Source organism: Pantoea sp. USHLN298 (assembly GCF_037149395.1).
GTDB classification, from domain to species: Bacteria; Pseudomonadota; Gammaproteobacteria; order Enterobacterales; family Enterobacteriaceae; genus Pantoea; species Pantoea astica.
On record NZ_JBBCRO010000003.1, the window covers coordinates 572724 to 586758 of the forward strand.

At 55.2% G+C, this 14035-nt stretch carries 14 protein-coding genes and 1 other RNA gene; 7 read left to right on the forward strand and 8 right to left on the reverse strand.

Translation table 11 applies throughout. From position 1 onward, the window contains the following. Positions 1-86 precede the first annotated feature (86 nt). The gene (srmB, locus tag WFK59_RS10550) at positions 87-1415 is read left to right on the forward strand and encodes an ATP-dependent RNA helicase SrmB (protein ID WP_262287605.1); all 1329 of its coding nucleotides are present in this window, start codon (positions 87-89) and stop codon (positions 1413-1415) included. A gap of 217 nt (positions 1416-1632) precedes the next feature. Here the strand turns inward: srmB and grcA are convergent, their stop codons facing one another. After that, entirely contained in the window at positions 1633-2016 is a 384-nt protein-coding gene (grcA, locus tag WFK59_RS10555; RefSeq protein ID WP_233987351.1) for an autonomous glycyl radical cofactor GrcA, read from the reverse strand. Positions 2017-2259: 243 nt separating this feature from the next. On the opposite strand from grcA, the gene ung reads away from it, so the two are divergent. Beyond that, entirely contained in the window at positions 2260-2940 is a 681-nt protein-coding gene (ung, locus tag WFK59_RS10560) for a uracil-DNA glycosylase (RefSeq protein ID WP_233987350.1), read from the forward strand. 57 nt (positions 2941-2997) lie between these two features. Here ung and grpE read toward each other — a convergent pair whose 3' ends face one another. Beyond that, positions 2998-3579: a nucleotide exchange factor GrpE gene (gene grpE / locus WFK59_RS10565; protein WP_031376291.1), complete on the reverse strand. Its 582-nt coding sequence runs from the start codon at positions 3577-3579 to the stop codon at positions 2998-3000. A gap of 122 nt (positions 3580-3701) precedes the next feature. Here grpE and nadK point away from each other — a divergent pair, with 122 nt between their 5' ends. The 3 genes from nadK to bamE all read left to right on the forward strand — a co-directional run bounded on the left by nadK (position 3702) and on the right by bamE (position 6860). Beyond that, positions 3702-4580 (forward strand): NAD(+) kinase, encoded by an 879-nt coding sequence (nadK, locus tag WFK59_RS10570; RefSeq protein ID WP_031376292.1) that lies wholly within the window; start codon positions 3702-3704, stop codon positions 4578-4580. An 84-nt stretch (positions 4581-4664) separates the two neighbouring features. Beyond that, complete coding sequence (recN, locus tag WFK59_RS10575) at positions 4665-6326, forward strand: DNA repair protein RecN (protein WP_233987349.1); 1662 nt, start codon at positions 4665-4667, stop codon at positions 6324-6326. Positions 6327-6512: 186 nt separating this feature from the next. Further along, positions 6513-6860, forward strand: coding sequence for an outer membrane protein assembly factor BamE (bamE, locus tag WFK59_RS10580; protein ID WP_031376294.1), 348 nt, complete (start codon positions 6513-6515; stop codon positions 6858-6860). 79 nt (positions 6861-6939) lie between these two features. Here bamE and WFK59_RS10585 read toward each other — a convergent pair whose 3' ends face one another. Together WFK59_RS10585 and WFK59_RS10590 are read right to left on the reverse strand one after the other, a co-directional pair. Continuing rightward, positions 6940-7233, reverse strand: a complete 294-nt coding sequence (locus tag WFK59_RS10585; protein ID WP_233987348.1) for an RnfH family protein — start codon at positions 7231-7233, stop codon at positions 6940-6942. Further along, complete coding sequence (locus WFK59_RS10590; protein ID WP_031376296.1) at positions 7226-7660, reverse strand: type II toxin-antitoxin system RatA family toxin; 435 nt, start codon at positions 7658-7660, stop codon at positions 7226-7228. The genes WFK59_RS10585 and WFK59_RS10590 overlap by 8 nt, the downstream gene beginning before the upstream one ends. 158 nt (positions 7661-7818) lie before the next feature. Here WFK59_RS10590 and smpB point away from each other — a divergent pair, with 158 nt between their 5' ends. After that, positions 7819-8301, forward strand: coding sequence for an SsrA-binding protein SmpB (gene smpB, locus WFK59_RS10595; RefSeq protein ID WP_159861142.1), 483 nt, complete (start codon positions 7819-7821; stop codon positions 8299-8301). 43 nt (positions 8302-8344) lie between these two features. After that, positions 8345-8706: a transfer-messenger RNA gene (gene ssrA / locus WFK59_RS10600) on the forward strand. A 169-nt stretch (positions 8707-8875) separates the two neighbouring features. Here ssrA and WFK59_RS10605 read toward each other — a convergent pair. From WFK59_RS10605 to WFK59_RS10615, 4 genes are read right to left on the reverse strand one after another with little or no spacing between them, the layout of a single operon-like run. After that, positions 8876-12274, reverse strand: coding sequence for a host specificity protein J (locus WFK59_RS10605; RefSeq protein ID WP_336755741.1), 3399 nt, complete (start codon positions 12272-12274; stop codon positions 8876-8878). A gap of 54 nt (positions 12275-12328) precedes the next feature. After that, positions 12329-12988: a tail assembly protein gene (locus WFK59_RS10610; RefSeq protein ID WP_442956306.1), complete on the reverse strand. Its 660-nt coding sequence runs from the start codon at positions 12986-12988 to the stop codon at positions 12329-12331. Beyond that, the gene (locus WFK59_RS22090) at positions 12957-13337 is read right to left on the reverse strand and encodes a C40 family peptidase (RefSeq protein WP_442956307.1); all 381 of its coding nucleotides are present in this window, start codon (positions 13335-13337) and stop codon (positions 12957-12959) included. Before WFK59_RS22090 ends, WFK59_RS10610 begins: the two co-directional genes overlap by 32 nt. Then, complete coding sequence (locus WFK59_RS10615; RefSeq protein ID WP_336755743.1) at positions 13334-14032, reverse strand: phage minor tail protein L; 699 nt, start codon at positions 14030-14032, stop codon at positions 13334-13336. The genes WFK59_RS22090 and WFK59_RS10615 overlap by 4 nt, the downstream gene beginning before the upstream one ends. Between the last annotated feature and the right edge of the window lie 3 nt (positions 14033-14035).

A 14035-nucleotide genomic window follows, 5' to 3' on the forward strand; every position in this document is an offset into this window, starting at 1 on the left:
TCACGCAGCAGACTATACCTGGCGGATTAACAGATGAAGATTACGTCTGATCTGTCTATAATCAGCGCCCCAAACTGAGGTAGACCATGACAGTAACCACATTCTCCGAACTCGAACTCGACGAAAGCCTGCTTGAAGCGCTGCAGGAAAAAGGCTTTACGCGCCCAACAGTCATTCAGGCTGCAGCCATTCCGCCCGCGCTTGAGGGCCGCGACGTTCTGGGTTCGGCACCTACCGGGACCGGGAAAACTGCCGCCTATCTGTTACCGGCGCTGCAGCACCTGCTTGATTTCCCTCGTAAGAAATCTGGCCCGCCCCGCATTCTGATCTTAACGCCAACCCGTGAACTGGCGATGCAGGTCGCCGACCAGGCACGCGAACTGGCGAAGCACACCCATCTGGATATCGCCACCATTACCGGCGGCGTGGCCTACATGAACCACGCTGAAGTCTTCAGCGAAAACCAGGATATCGTGGTCGCCACCACCGGTCGTCTGCTGCAATACATCAAAGAAGAGAACTTCGACTGCCGCGCCGTTGAGACGCTGGTGCTTGATGAAGCGGACCGTATGCTGGACATGGGTTTCGCCCAGGATATTGAAACCATTGCGGCTGAAACCCGCTGGCGCAAGCAAACGATGCTGTTTTCCGCCACGCTGGAAGGCGAAAACATCAAAGACTTCGCCGAGCGTCTGCTGAACGATCCGGTTGAACTGGAAGCCGATCCGAGCCGCCGCGAACGTAAAAAGATCCAGCAGTGGTACTACCGTGCTGACGATCTGGAACACAAAACCAAATTGCTGGTTCACCTGCTGAAACAGCCGGAAGTGACGCGCTGCATCGTGTTTGTACGTAAACGTGAGCGTCTGCATGAGCTGGTCAGCTGGCTGCACGAAGCGGGGATTCGTAGCAGCTATCTGGAAGGCGAAATGGTGCAGGCGAAGCGTAACGAAGCGATCAAACGTCTGATTGAAGGCCGGGTGAACGTGCTGGTCGCCACTGACATTGCAGCTCGTGGTATTGACGTTGATGACGTCAGTCACGTCTTCAACTTCGATATGCCGCGCACCGCCGACACCTATCTGCACCGTATTGGCCGTACCGGACGAGCGGGCCGTAAAGGGATCGCGATTTCGCTGGTCGAGGCGCACGATTATGTGCTGCTGGGTAAAATCAGTCGCTACGTCAACGAGCCGCTGAAAGCGCGCGTGATTGATGAGCTGCGTCCAGAGACGCGTGCGCCACATGCCAAAACCACCGGTAAACCGTCGAAAAAAGTGCTGGCGAAGCGTGCAGAGAAGAAATCGAGCGAAGCGGAGAAACCGCGAGTGAAAAAACGCCATCGCGATGCCAAAAATATTGGCAAACGCCGCAAGCCGAGCGGCAGCGCACCGGCTAATGAGAATGCGGAATAAATCATCGCATCAATAAAAAAATCGCCTCTGATGAGGCGATTTTTTTGACTTAACCATCAGTAACAGGCGGTTGGTGCCATTTTCAGTGCCTGAGGGCAATCTTCCGTAAGTCAGCGCCGCTCAGGCCTCTGAGCCTGGCTTCTATCTTATTAATAACCTGATAGAAAATACTGTGTGTGCTTTGCGTTCTTTTTCAGCGCCTGCTGATTGTTGTGACTCAAAGACTTTCAGTAAAGGTACGGGCGATCACGTCGCGTTGCTGCTCTGGCGTCAGCGAATTAAAACGTACCGCGTAGCCGGAAACACGAATGGTCAGCTGCGGGTAATTTTCAGGATGTTTAACCGCATCTTCCAGCGTTTCACGACGCAGAACGTTGACGTTCAGATGCTGCCCACCTTCGACGCGCACCTGAGGTTTCATCTCTACCGGTACTTCACGATAGGTGAACTCACCCAGTTCGCTGATAGCAACAACCTGATCTTCTTCATAGCCGCCTTTAGCGCACAGGCAGCGCGCCTCGCCTTTCTCTTCGTCCAGTAGCCAGAAGGAGTTAAGGAGTTGGGGTTTATTGGTTTGTGTGATCTGGATTCCAGTAATCATGTCAGCGCCTCCAGGGCAATGCGTGAATGAATCAAATTTGAGGCCCCGGTATACCACTCCTCCGCAGAAGCAGCTTTGACCTGGGTCAATTTTAGCCAGCCAGAAATCGCCCTTTTCCGCTAACTGTTTGATCTCACAACCCTGCCGACATTAACTTTTTTTGCATTATTAAAAATATTTTTGCCCTTCAGCTCAGCAGCAGGAACGGCTAAGCTTACCGCACACACCTCAAGGGAGTTAATTATGGCTGAAAAGCTGACCTGGCACGACGTGCTGGCTGAAGAGAAACAGAAACCCTATTTCACCGAGACGCTGAAATTAGTGGCCGATGAGCGTGCCGCCGGCGTGACGGTTTATCCGCCGCAAAAGGATGTGTTCAACGCTTTTCGCCTGACAGAATTAGGCGACGTTAAAGTGGTGATTCTCGGTCAGGACCCGTATCACGGTCCTCATCAGGCACATGGTCTGGCCTTTTCGGTCTTGCCTGGCGTTCAGGTGCCGCCGTCGCTGCAAAACATCTATAAAGAGCTGTTGCAGGACATTCCAGGCTTTGAAAAACCGAACCACGGCTTTCTGGAAAGCTGGGCAAAACAGGGTGTGATGCTGCTGAACACAGTATTAACGGTGGAAGCCGGTAAGGCCCATTCCCATGCGCGATTTGGCTGGGAAACCTTTACCGATAATGTGATTGCTGCGATTAACCAGCATCGGGAAGGAGTGGTGTTCCTGCTGTGGGGATCGCACGCGCAGAAGAAAGGCAGCATTATTGACCGTCAGCGCCATCACGTATTGCAGGCGCCGCATCCTTCGCCGCTCTCGGCGCATCGGGGCTTTTTTGGCTGCCAGCACTTCTCGAAAACTAACGCGATACTGCGCGACGCCGGTCAGGAACCGATTGACTGGACGCCGGTATTGCCTGCGTAAGCCGCAAAGCACACGGCCGCGACAGTGCGCGGCCGTGGAACGGATTCAGGCGTGAAATCAGCCTTTGGCTTTGGCAACCGCCACCATCGCCGGACGCAGTAAGCGACCATTCAGCGTGTAGCCACGTTGCATCACCAGCATCACCTGGTTAGGTTCGAACTCTTCAGACTCCATCATCGACATCGCCTGATGCACTTCCGGATTGAACGGCACGCCGGTTTCGCCGACCACTTCAACGCCGAATTTACGCACTGCGCCGAGCAGACCCTTCAGGGTCAGTTCAATCCCTTCGATCATTGGCGCCAGCTGCGCGTCTTCTTTATTCGCCACTTCCAGCGCACGCTCAAGACTGTCGATCACCGGCAGCAATTCGTTGGCAAATTTCTCCAGAGCGAATTTATGCGCCTTCTCGACGTCCATTTCGGCACGGCGACGAATGTTCTCAATCTCAGCCTGCGCACGCAGCTGTGCGTCACGCACACCGGTTTGCGACTGCGCTAATTCAGCTTCGAGCTGAGCGATACGCTCATCACGCGGATCCACCTCTGCTGCTGTCTCCGCTTCCTGAGGTTGCTGCTGATCCTGCTGAATTTCGTCTGAGACTTGCTCGTTTGGGGTGTTCTGTTCTTTACTACTCATGAATTTCTCCGCGTTTTGCACATTCATTTCGCTGGTTGGCTTATTATGGGGATCGGTTTGACGGTTTCAAGGGAACCTATCACATTGCCTTGCCGTTTTGGCTTATAAGGAACACCCACTCGATGAACAAACACTTTAACTGCATTGGTATTGTGGGTCATCCACGCCATCCCACCGCGTTAACCACGCATGAGATGCTCTGGCGCTGGCTGACCGCCAAAGGTTATCAAGTGATCGTAGAGAAGCAAATCGCGCAGGAGCTGGCGCTACACGACGTTCAGACCGGTACGCTGGCGGAGATTGGTCAACAGGCCGATCTGGCGGTGGTGGTCGGCGGCGACGGCAATATGCTGGGCGCGGCCCGCGTGCTGGCGCGCTATGACATCAAAGTGATTGGCATTAACCGCGGTAATCTCGGCTTTCTGACCGATCTCGATCCGGACAATGCGCAACAGCAGCTGGATGAAGTGTTACAGGGCAACTACTTCGTTGAAAGCCGTTTTCTACTGGAAGCGCAGGTGTGTAAATCTGACTGCTCGCCACGCATTGGCTCGGCCATTAATGAAGTGGTGCTGCATCCCGGTAAAGTGGCGCACATGATCGAGTTTGAAGTGTATATCGATGAAGTGTTTGCCTTTTCCCAGCGCTCCGATGGGCTGATTATCTCTACGCCTACTGGCTCAACCGCCTATTCGCTTTCTGCTGGCGGCCCGATACTCACGCCCTCGCTGGAGGCGATTGTGCTGGTGCCGATGTTCCCGCATACGCTGTCGGCCCGTCCGCTGGTGATTAACAGCAGCAGTACCATCCGGTTGCGCTTTTCTTCACGCCGCAGCGACCTGGAGATCAGCTGTGACAGCCAGATCGCGCTGCCGATCCAGGAAGGCGAAGATGTGCTGATTCGACGCAGCGCCAGTCACCTTAATCTGATCCACCCCAAAAACTACAGCTATTTCAATACGCTGAGTTCAAAACTGGGCTGGTCAAAAAAATTATTCTGAAAAGGCGCGCCGCCTCTTTACTGGATAAAATTCCAGTTTATACTGTATGAAAAACCATATGTGTTTATTCATACAGGTGAACCTATGCTGGCCCAACTGACCATCAGTAATTTCGCTATCGTTCGTGAGCTCGACATTGATTTCCAACGCGGTATGACAGCAATCACGGGTGAGACCGGTGCCGGTAAATCTATCGCGATTGATGCGCTGGGATTATGCCTTGGCGGTCGGGCCGATGCCGACATGGTGCGTCAGGGTGCCAGCCGGGCCGATCTTTGCGCCCGCTTTCAGCTTAAATCCTCCCCTTCTGCTCAGCGCTGGCTGGTAGATAATCATCTGGACGATGGCAATGAGTGTCTGCTGCGCCGGGTGATTAGCGCTGACGGACGTTCACGCGGGTTCATCAACGGCACGGCGGTGCCGCTGTCACAGTTGCGCGACCTTGGTCAGTTACTGATTCAGATTCATGGTCAGCATGCGCACCAGCTGCTGCTCAAGCCTGAGCACCAGAAACATCTGCTGGATGCCTACGCCGGTCATGACGATCTGCTGCAGCGCATGCGCACCCACTATCAGACCTGGCACCAGAGCTGCCGCACCCTGGCGCTGCATCAGCAGCAGGCGCAGGAGCGTGAAGCGCGTCGTGAACTGTTGCAGTATCAGCTGAAAGAGCTGAACGAGTTTGCGCCGCAGGCTGGCGAATATGAGCAGATTGACGAAGAGTACAAGCGGCTCGCCAATAGCGGACAGCTGCTGTCGACCAGCCAACAGGCGCTGCAGCTACTTGCGGACAGTGACGACAACAATCTCTGCAGCCTGCTCTACAGCGCCCGTGAGATGCTCTCTGAGCTGACCTCGCTGGATGAGAAACTGAACGGTGTCTACAACCTGCTGGAAGAAGCGGCCATTCAGTTGAGTGAAGCCAGCGACGAATTGCGTCACTACTGCGACAGCCTCGATCTCGATCCTAATCGCCTGTATGAGCTGGAGCTGCGCATTTCACGCCAGATCGCCCTGGCGCGTAAGCATCACGTCACGCCGGAAAACCTGCCTGAACTGCATCAGCAGTTGCTGGCTGAAGCGGAGCTGCTGTCACAGCATGAAAGCGATCAGGAGAGCCTGCAGTCGCTGGTCGGCGAACACTATCAGGCTGCCCTGTTAAGCGCTGAGCAGCTTCATCAGCAGCGCACACAGTACGCTGAAGAGCTACAGCAGCTGATTACCCAGAGTATGCATCTGCTCTCTATGCCGCACGGCCAGTTTAAGATTGCGCTGACCTTTAACCCGGATCAGCTGACGGCAGAGGGCGCCAGCCGCATCGACTTCCAGGTGACCACGAATCCTGGCCAGCCGCTGCAGCCGCTGGGTAAAGTCGCGTCCGGTGGTGAGCTCTCCCGTATCGCGCTGGCGATTCAGGTGATCACCGCGAAGAAAATGGAGACGCCAGCGATGATTTTCGATGAAGTTGATGTCGGGATCAGCGGTCCGACTGCCGCCGTGGTGGGTAAACTGCTGCGTCAGCTGGGTGAGTCAACGCAGGTGATGTGTGTCACCCACCTGCCACAGGTGGCGGGCTGCGGTCATCAGCATTTCTTTGTCAGCAAAGAGACCGATGGCGCAATGACCGAAACCCATATGCAGCCGCTGGACAAGCGTGCACGGCTGCAGGAACTGGCACGCCTGCTGGGCGGTAGCGAGGTCACACGCAACACCCTGGCGAATGCCAAAGAACTTTTAGCCGCCTGATAGCGCACTTTTTTAACCTGCCGTGGTCATATGCATGCTCTGTAGAGGTTTCCAATAGCGAAAAGGTTTATTATCATCGGCACTTATGTCGCCAAAGTAATAAAGCCTGCCGCAGGCAGAGTTCAGATTTTGTTGGCAAAAAAACAGCCTGTAAAAGGCGTTTGGCCCCGGAAAAGGAATGTATAGATGCGCTGTAAAACGCTGACTGCCGCGGCAGTGGTAATGTTGATGATGACCGCCGGATGTTCCACCTTAGAGCGCGTGGTATATCGTCCTGATATCAACCAGGGAAACTATCTGGTTGCCAATGATGTGGCCAAGATTCACACCGGTATGACACAGCAGCAGGTGGCTTACACGCTCGGTACGCCAATGATGAAAGATCCGTTTGGCAGCAACGTCTGGTATTACGTTTTCCGTCAGGAACCAGGCCATGAGCGCGTACAGCAGCAGACGCTGACGCTCAACTTTGATGGCAACGGCGTTCTGACCAATATCGACAACAAGCCGAATCTGGCGCAAAAAAGCGACTAACCCAACGGCAGACAGTAAAAAAGGCGCACTGAGCGCCTTTTTTTATACTGCTGATCATCAGGACCTGGTGATCTGCTGCTTACTTTTTACCGGATGCTGAGCGTTCTGCGCGTTGACGACGCAGCTCTTTAGGATCGGCGATCAGCGGTCGATAGATTTCAATCCTATCGCCTTCATCAACCACATCACTGAGCTTCACTGCCCGGCTGTAGATACCCACTTTGTTGCTGCTGAGGTCGATTTCGCGGCGCAGCTCCAGTATTCCGGATTGCTCTATCGCCTGCTCCACCGTGCTGCCCTGCTCCACTTTGACATAGAGCTGATATTGCTTTTCAGGCAGCGCATAGACCACCTCAACCGAAATATCAGGCACTGTAGACCTCTTTGGCGCGCTGCGTGAACGCCTGCACCATGCTGTTGGCCAGCTCTTTGAAGATTCGACCAAAGGCCATCTCGACCAGCATGTTGGTAAATTCAAACTCCAGGCTTAACTCCACCTTGCAGGCATCATCGCCCAGCGAGATGAATTTCCAGCCGCCGGTCAGCTTACGGAACGGCCCGTCAACCAACTGCATGTGGATGCTCTGGTTATCCGTCAGGGTATTGCGGGTAGTAAATGTTTTGCTGATGCCAGCTTTCGACACATCCACGGACGCGGTCATCTGATTCTCTGACGCATCCAGCACGCGGCTTCCGGTGCAACCCGGCAGGAATTGCGGATAAGCATCCACATCATTTACAAGTTTGTACATCTGCCCGGCACTAAACGGGACCAGCGCCGAACGACTAATCTGAGCCATAATGGTTCCTGTTCATCACGAAACCGCTGAATAATAGCATTTTCAGCGATTAAACAAAAATGCCCCCGAGTAAGGGTGTGCTAGAATATCCCGTTTCCTGCTGCCCCGCTGGACTGGGGATGCGATAACCGACTAAGTGATGTAAAATACGCCGCACTATGACAAAGAAAAAATCACACAAACCCGGTTCTGCCACTGTTGCCATGAACAAACGCGCCCGCCACGAATACTTCATCGAAGAGGAGTATGAAGCGGGATTATCGTTGCAAGGATGGGAAGTTAAATCACTTCGTGCCGGCAAAGCCAACATTAGCGATAGCTATATTCTGCTGCGCGATGGCGAAGCGTTCCTGTTTGGTTCAACCTTTCAACCCTTAGCCGTTGCTTCCAGCCATGTGGTGTGCGATCCCACGCGCAGTCGTAAGCTGCTGCTGAAGCAACGTGAGCTGGATTCACTGTATGGCCGCGTCAATCGCGAAGGTTATACCATCGTGGCGCTCTCGCTCTACTGGAAGAACGCCTGGTGTAAACTGAAGATTGGTGTTGCACGCGGTAAGAAAGAGCATGATAAACGTGACGATATCAAAGACCGTGAATGGCAACTGGATAAAGCCCGTATCATGAAGAATTCAAAGCGTTAAGCGCTGGATTCTGACCCGATTTTTTGCTAGTATTTGAAGTTCTGGGGCTGATTCTGGATTCGACGGGATTGTGAAGCCTTAGGAGCATGCCGAGGGGCGGTTTGCCTCGTAAAAAGCCGCAAAAAAATAGTCGCAAACGACGAAAACTACGCACTAGCAGCTTAATAACCTGCTTAGAGCCTTCTCTCCCTAGCTTCCGCTCTTAAGACGGGGATCAAGAGAAGTCAAACCCAAAAGAGATCGCGTGGATGCCTTGCCTGGGGTTGAAGCGTTAAATCCAATCAGGCTAGTCTGTTAGTGGCGTGTCTGTTCGCAGCTAACCGGCGAATGTAAAAACTGACTAAGCATGTAGTGCCGACGGTGTAGTAATTTCGGACGCGGGTTCAACTCCCGCCAGCTCCACCAAAAAAAGTTGGACAGTGGGAAGACACCGACTTGTAAGTCACAACGTTAACCACTGGGTCCGGGCAGGAACCAGCCTGAAACCGGACAAAGAAAGATACGCAAAGGAGCCCCGGCTCTGGCGCGACAGAAGGCCCGCGAAAGCGGGCTTTTTTGTATCTGTCATTCTTCATCAAATACTCCCGCCTGTGATAAATGCTTTTCCCTCCCGGTAAACAGAGAAGCGTGGTGACTCCCCCGGCGGCGGTTTGCAGTAGACCGATGATGAGCGATGTGAATTGCCGATGCGCATCATCAGCACGTGATGATTTTCGCGACCGACTGTCGGCAGCCTGATGCCCTGCAGCCTGAACGTCATACCCGGCAGCTTTCCTTTGTTGCCTGTATCAGCTCTGTAGAGTTCTTCGAAATGATCTCCGCTCTTAAGCTGAAGACTGAACTGCTGCCTTGCCCTGCGGCATTCAGCAGTGACGGTCAGGTTAGTATCAAGGACACGCTCAAATGTTTCGCCAGCAATATAAAAAATCACGTGCAGACCTCCCCGGTCTGACCAGCTGAACGCGCCTCTGGGTAAATTTATCCCGCCTGACTGAACGTTGTATATGTCTCCGGTGATTTGCCTGGCATCCAGCTGTCCGTGGATTATGCAGTTGTCCTTTATGACGACATTTTCCAGTACACCGTTGACCGCATGGATTGTCCCGCTGATGTCTGCTTTTTTTGCCGTCAGTGTGCCATCCGGCGTCAGTTTGAATGCGGGCGGAGCGCCACTGCTGGTGAGGCTGACCGCCTGCAGTTTTTTGATAAGGGCTTCACGGAAGAATATCTGATCGTTTTCGATAACCAGCGCAGGGGTGCTGTTTCCGCTGGCCGGATTAACAAATGCCACGCGATCGGCCGCCATCAGGATCTGACTCTGTATACCCTCCGGTGTTTCCTCTGTCCCCATACCAAAACCGGCCATGCAGTACTGGCCGTTTTTCATCTGCTCAAGCCTGACAGACCACCGGGTATTGAGGCGTCCCTCCGTGTCTTTCCAGCTCTTCTGAATTTCTTCGATTTTCGCTGCCCCCTCACGGAGCTGCTCCATCTTATTGAGCAACTCCCCGCCCAGATGGGTGTCGCTGATTTTTCCTTTATAAAACGCCAGATAGTCTTCCGCTTTTTCACTCGGGCTGGCCTGCTTTTCTGTAAAAGCGGATTTACCCAGCGCGTTAACGCTGCGGATATAGAAGTAGTGAGCCTTGCCCGGCCTGAGGCCGTCTTTTATCCAGCAGGTCCCTTCCCCCAGATACCTTGCCTGCGTTTCTGCCAGCTGCGGGTCCGCAAGCTGTGCACTGGCGGACCAGAACTCATACCGTGTGGCAGCGTCATAAATCGCCTGATGCGGCACCAGCGTGACCTGGAAATAGCCGGGCGTCACGTCAACAGAAACGGGTGCCTCAGGCGGTGCAACAGTGATATCCACCGAGACCGGTTTGCTTTTCAGCCCGGCTTCATTAATGGACCTGACGGTCAGCGTATAGTGACCGGCTTCAGGCAGCACAAAGGCATATTCAGGCCGGTCCACGGTGTCGCTGACAATCAGGGAGCCAGTGCCGTCATCACCCCGTGTTACCCGGACTTCAGATCGCGCGCTGATGAGGGTGCGCAGAATTTCCCAGCGGGCCTGGGCCTGAATGTGTCCGGATGCCATGCTGACGCTGAAACGAAGATGCCGGACAGCCGGCGGTAATACGGCGTGCCCGCTGGCCGGTGATTCAGAAAAGCGCCTGCCTTCATCCACCCTTGCCTGTTTCTCCGGGCAGTGCTGCAGCGCGGTGATGGCATAGCCGCCGTTTTCGCTTTCCCGGATGGCCACGCAGCGAAACAGTCGCTGCCGCCGCCCCGGCAGTTTCAGTCCCCAGATGCTGAGCGGTGCCACGCCCTCAGGAAGCACATCCACCTCTACACTGTCGGGCTCGGGGTGTCCGGTCACGCTGGCGGTAAAGGGCTGACCGGAGCTGCTGATGAGATTCAGTGTGGCTGCCCCCGTCACCGGAAGGGTCACGGGCCGGTCAAGCCTGAGCATTTTCCTGTCCGGCTCCGTGGCAAGAATGCGGCCACCGGTTGCCGTCCCGGCATAATCGTTATCGCAGATTTCAAGGATGTCGCCGGGGACATGACGCAGCCCTTCTGCACCCACACAGAAATCAACGGTCTGGGTTTCCAGAAGCTCGGTCTCAATAATCCATAAGCCGGTACGGTGTGCCTGACCGCGGCTGGTACAGCCAAATGCATCGACTTTGAGCAGGTTGCGCCCGTAGCGTTTTATTGCATCGCGGTCTTCCACCAGCTCAACCGAAGGCTGCCAGTTATTGTGTGGATCGATGAAGCGGACCTCGACCGCGTTGTGGCGGTCTTTTAATGCACTGAAGCTGTAGTGGAACTGGCCACCGGCCACGCTGGCATTGGTGTAAGTCCAGACGACATCAGAAGGCGCATCCTGAATAAACGTCAGGCGCTGACCGTTCCAGACGGGCATGCAGCGCATCAGGCTACAGAAATCCCTGATGACATCGAATGTCTTCCGCTGCTGCGTCAGCCACGCATTGCAACGGATGCGCGGCTCCTGGCCGCCATAACCGTCACTGACGCTTTCATCACAGTATCGGGCAATGTTATAGAGGGCCCACTTATCGACATCCGCAATCCCCACCCGCTTACCCAGACCATAACGCGGATGCGTCAGCAGGTCATACAGACACCAAGCCGGGTTGTCCGTCCACGCCTCTTTAAACTCCCCGTTCCAGCGCGGGCCGACATAACGGCGCGTCACCGGATCATAATTCGCAGGCACCTTAACCAGACGACCCCGCATCTGATAATTACGCTGTGCCCGCTGGTTGCCTGATTTCTCTGAGTCAATTTTCAGGCCGATGACGGCCGTATAGGGGTAATGCTGCCGGACATCGGTGATTTCTGTATAAGAAGACCAGAAGGTCTTATTGTGCAGACGATTATCCGTACTGTCCGGCGTGACGCGCTTTACGCGGACATCAAAGGGCGGAGGTGGCAGATTGTCGAGGATCACAGAGAACGCAAACGGTTCATGGGTGCACCCTTTCACGGTGATGTCTTTCTCTGTCTGCCAGCCTGCCGGTTGCCGCACAAGAACCTGCAGGGTGACTGACGCATCCCGCGTTTCCCCTTTTTTATTGACCGAGAAAAGCTGGCGAACGCCCAGCGTCAGACGGAGCCGGTTCGTTTCTTTTCCGTTCACCGTGCGGGTGACGGCATACTGCGCGGTCAGGTCAGCATTAATCAGCTTTTCCCTGGCTGATGCCTCAAACCCGCTAAGCGTCGGCTGGTCAGCGGTTCCGGCACGAAAGTCCATGCTGACACCGTGCACGTTAACCTGTCCGTCCGGCCCCAGCACGGGAGTGCCGTTAACCAGCACACTTTTCAGTCCATGGCTAAGGCCGGCAATCGGGCCTTCGCTGATCACGTCAATCACGCTCAGGATCTGGGAAGAACGAAGGTTGTCGGGTTTGTCGTGCGGCGTATGCGCGTGATGATGGAAAATGCTCATGACTTTATCCTGCAGGAAATGAACCGGGACTCTGCTCCTCTTTGTGTCTTTCTATTAATGGCCAATAACAACTGTCTTCCCCTCGCCGCTCATGTCACGGCTGGCAATCTCCTGAGAAATGACGCGCGAACCTACACGCATCTCCCCGTACAAAACCGGCACCGACGCCCCCTGAGCCGTCATGTTTTCTGTTCCTGAAAACCAGGTGCTTTTTTTATTCCGATCATCAGCGGCTGTCGGCCGTGGTGCCAGCAGCTGCACCGCACCGCCCAGCATCAGGCTGGCCCCCAGAGAAAATGCCGCCCCGCTCAGCGAAAGCGTTGTCGCGCCCACAGTCCAGGCGAAAGCATTCAGGCCCGGGATAAATGACGCTGCGATGAGCGCGGCACCCGCAAAAAGCTGAAGCAGCCCCCGCCGTGAAGCCCCCTGCAGACGGGGGACCAGATGAACAACGGCCCCGGCCGGGAGGTTTTCATGCAGGCGGGCATGCAGACTGTCAGCATTCAGATCGCTGCCGGCAATACGCACCTGATACAGGCCTTCAGTAAACTGACGCCTGAACTCACCGGACTGCGTTACCAGCGCATGCAGCGCTTCTGCCGCCGTCATCACATGCAGTTCAATACGCCGGCCAAACCGGGCAAGGTTGCCATACAGGCACACCCGGACTGACCGGGCGGTTTCAGGACAGGCAGTGGTCATGGTCATGTTCATCTTCAGTTCCGAAACAGTAAATTCTGCCGCCACAGACCAGCCACCAGCTGCACGCGCTGTGCGTCAGTCCGTGTCTGTCCGCCGGGCTCAGTTCGGGCGGTCCATCCGGATGACTGTGAACCAGCGCGATAATCGTGCCGGCGGCAGACGCTTTCAGGTAATCCTCAGGAGTAAGGGAGAAGTGACGGCGCGGCTCAGGGGACGCGTTAATACAGGGCAGATACTGATGACCGTCCCGTGTCAGGATGACCAGGCCACAGCACTCCTGCGGGTGACAGGCCCGGGCATGAGACAGGATGGCTTTTGTCAGGCGTTCGCGTGTCGCGGTGCTGAATGCGTACGTCATCATGCAGAACAGGTGTCAATCGACAGGAATCCGCCGAAGCGCCCGATGTTATCTCTGCGCCGGCAACCTGCCGCACAGTTGCCGCAGTGATCCTGAGCAAGATCTGTGACCGGCTGGCCGTTGCTGTCTGTGACAGACGCCCCGGCATAACCGCACTCTTCGGAGCGGTACTCCCACGGGCAAAGGTCAGCCAGCATGATGCGCCCGGGGCACACCAGCCCGTCGGTTTCCGTCGGCACGGCCAGAATAAACCGGGCCGTCAGAGAGGTGAGCTCTGCCAGCTGCTCGATCACATATCGGCTGACCACTTCCTGCTGCGGATCGGCCCAGGGATTACCGTGCCTGAAATTCTCAGCATCCAGAAAGCGCACGCAGACCGTATGGCGTATTACTGCTGCGCCTGCCAGACTCTGGTGCGCTTCAGCCAGGCCGGTCACAACGCCATAGAGATTAGAAACCACGAGCGACGGGCGCATGGCTGCTCCTCTGCCGCTCATACCGCACTCTTCCACCCTGACGGGATAAGGCCGGTATCGCCGCTTCTGCCAGATTACGGCTTTTCCGCACTCGTTCTGCTCATTACAGAAGAAATAGCGTTTACCACCTGTTGCCGTCAGATCGGCTTCCCACAGATCAATACGTGCAGACGGTTCTGTCCGGATCAGTTCGCTCAGCGTCCGGGAGGGAATAATGTTCATTCT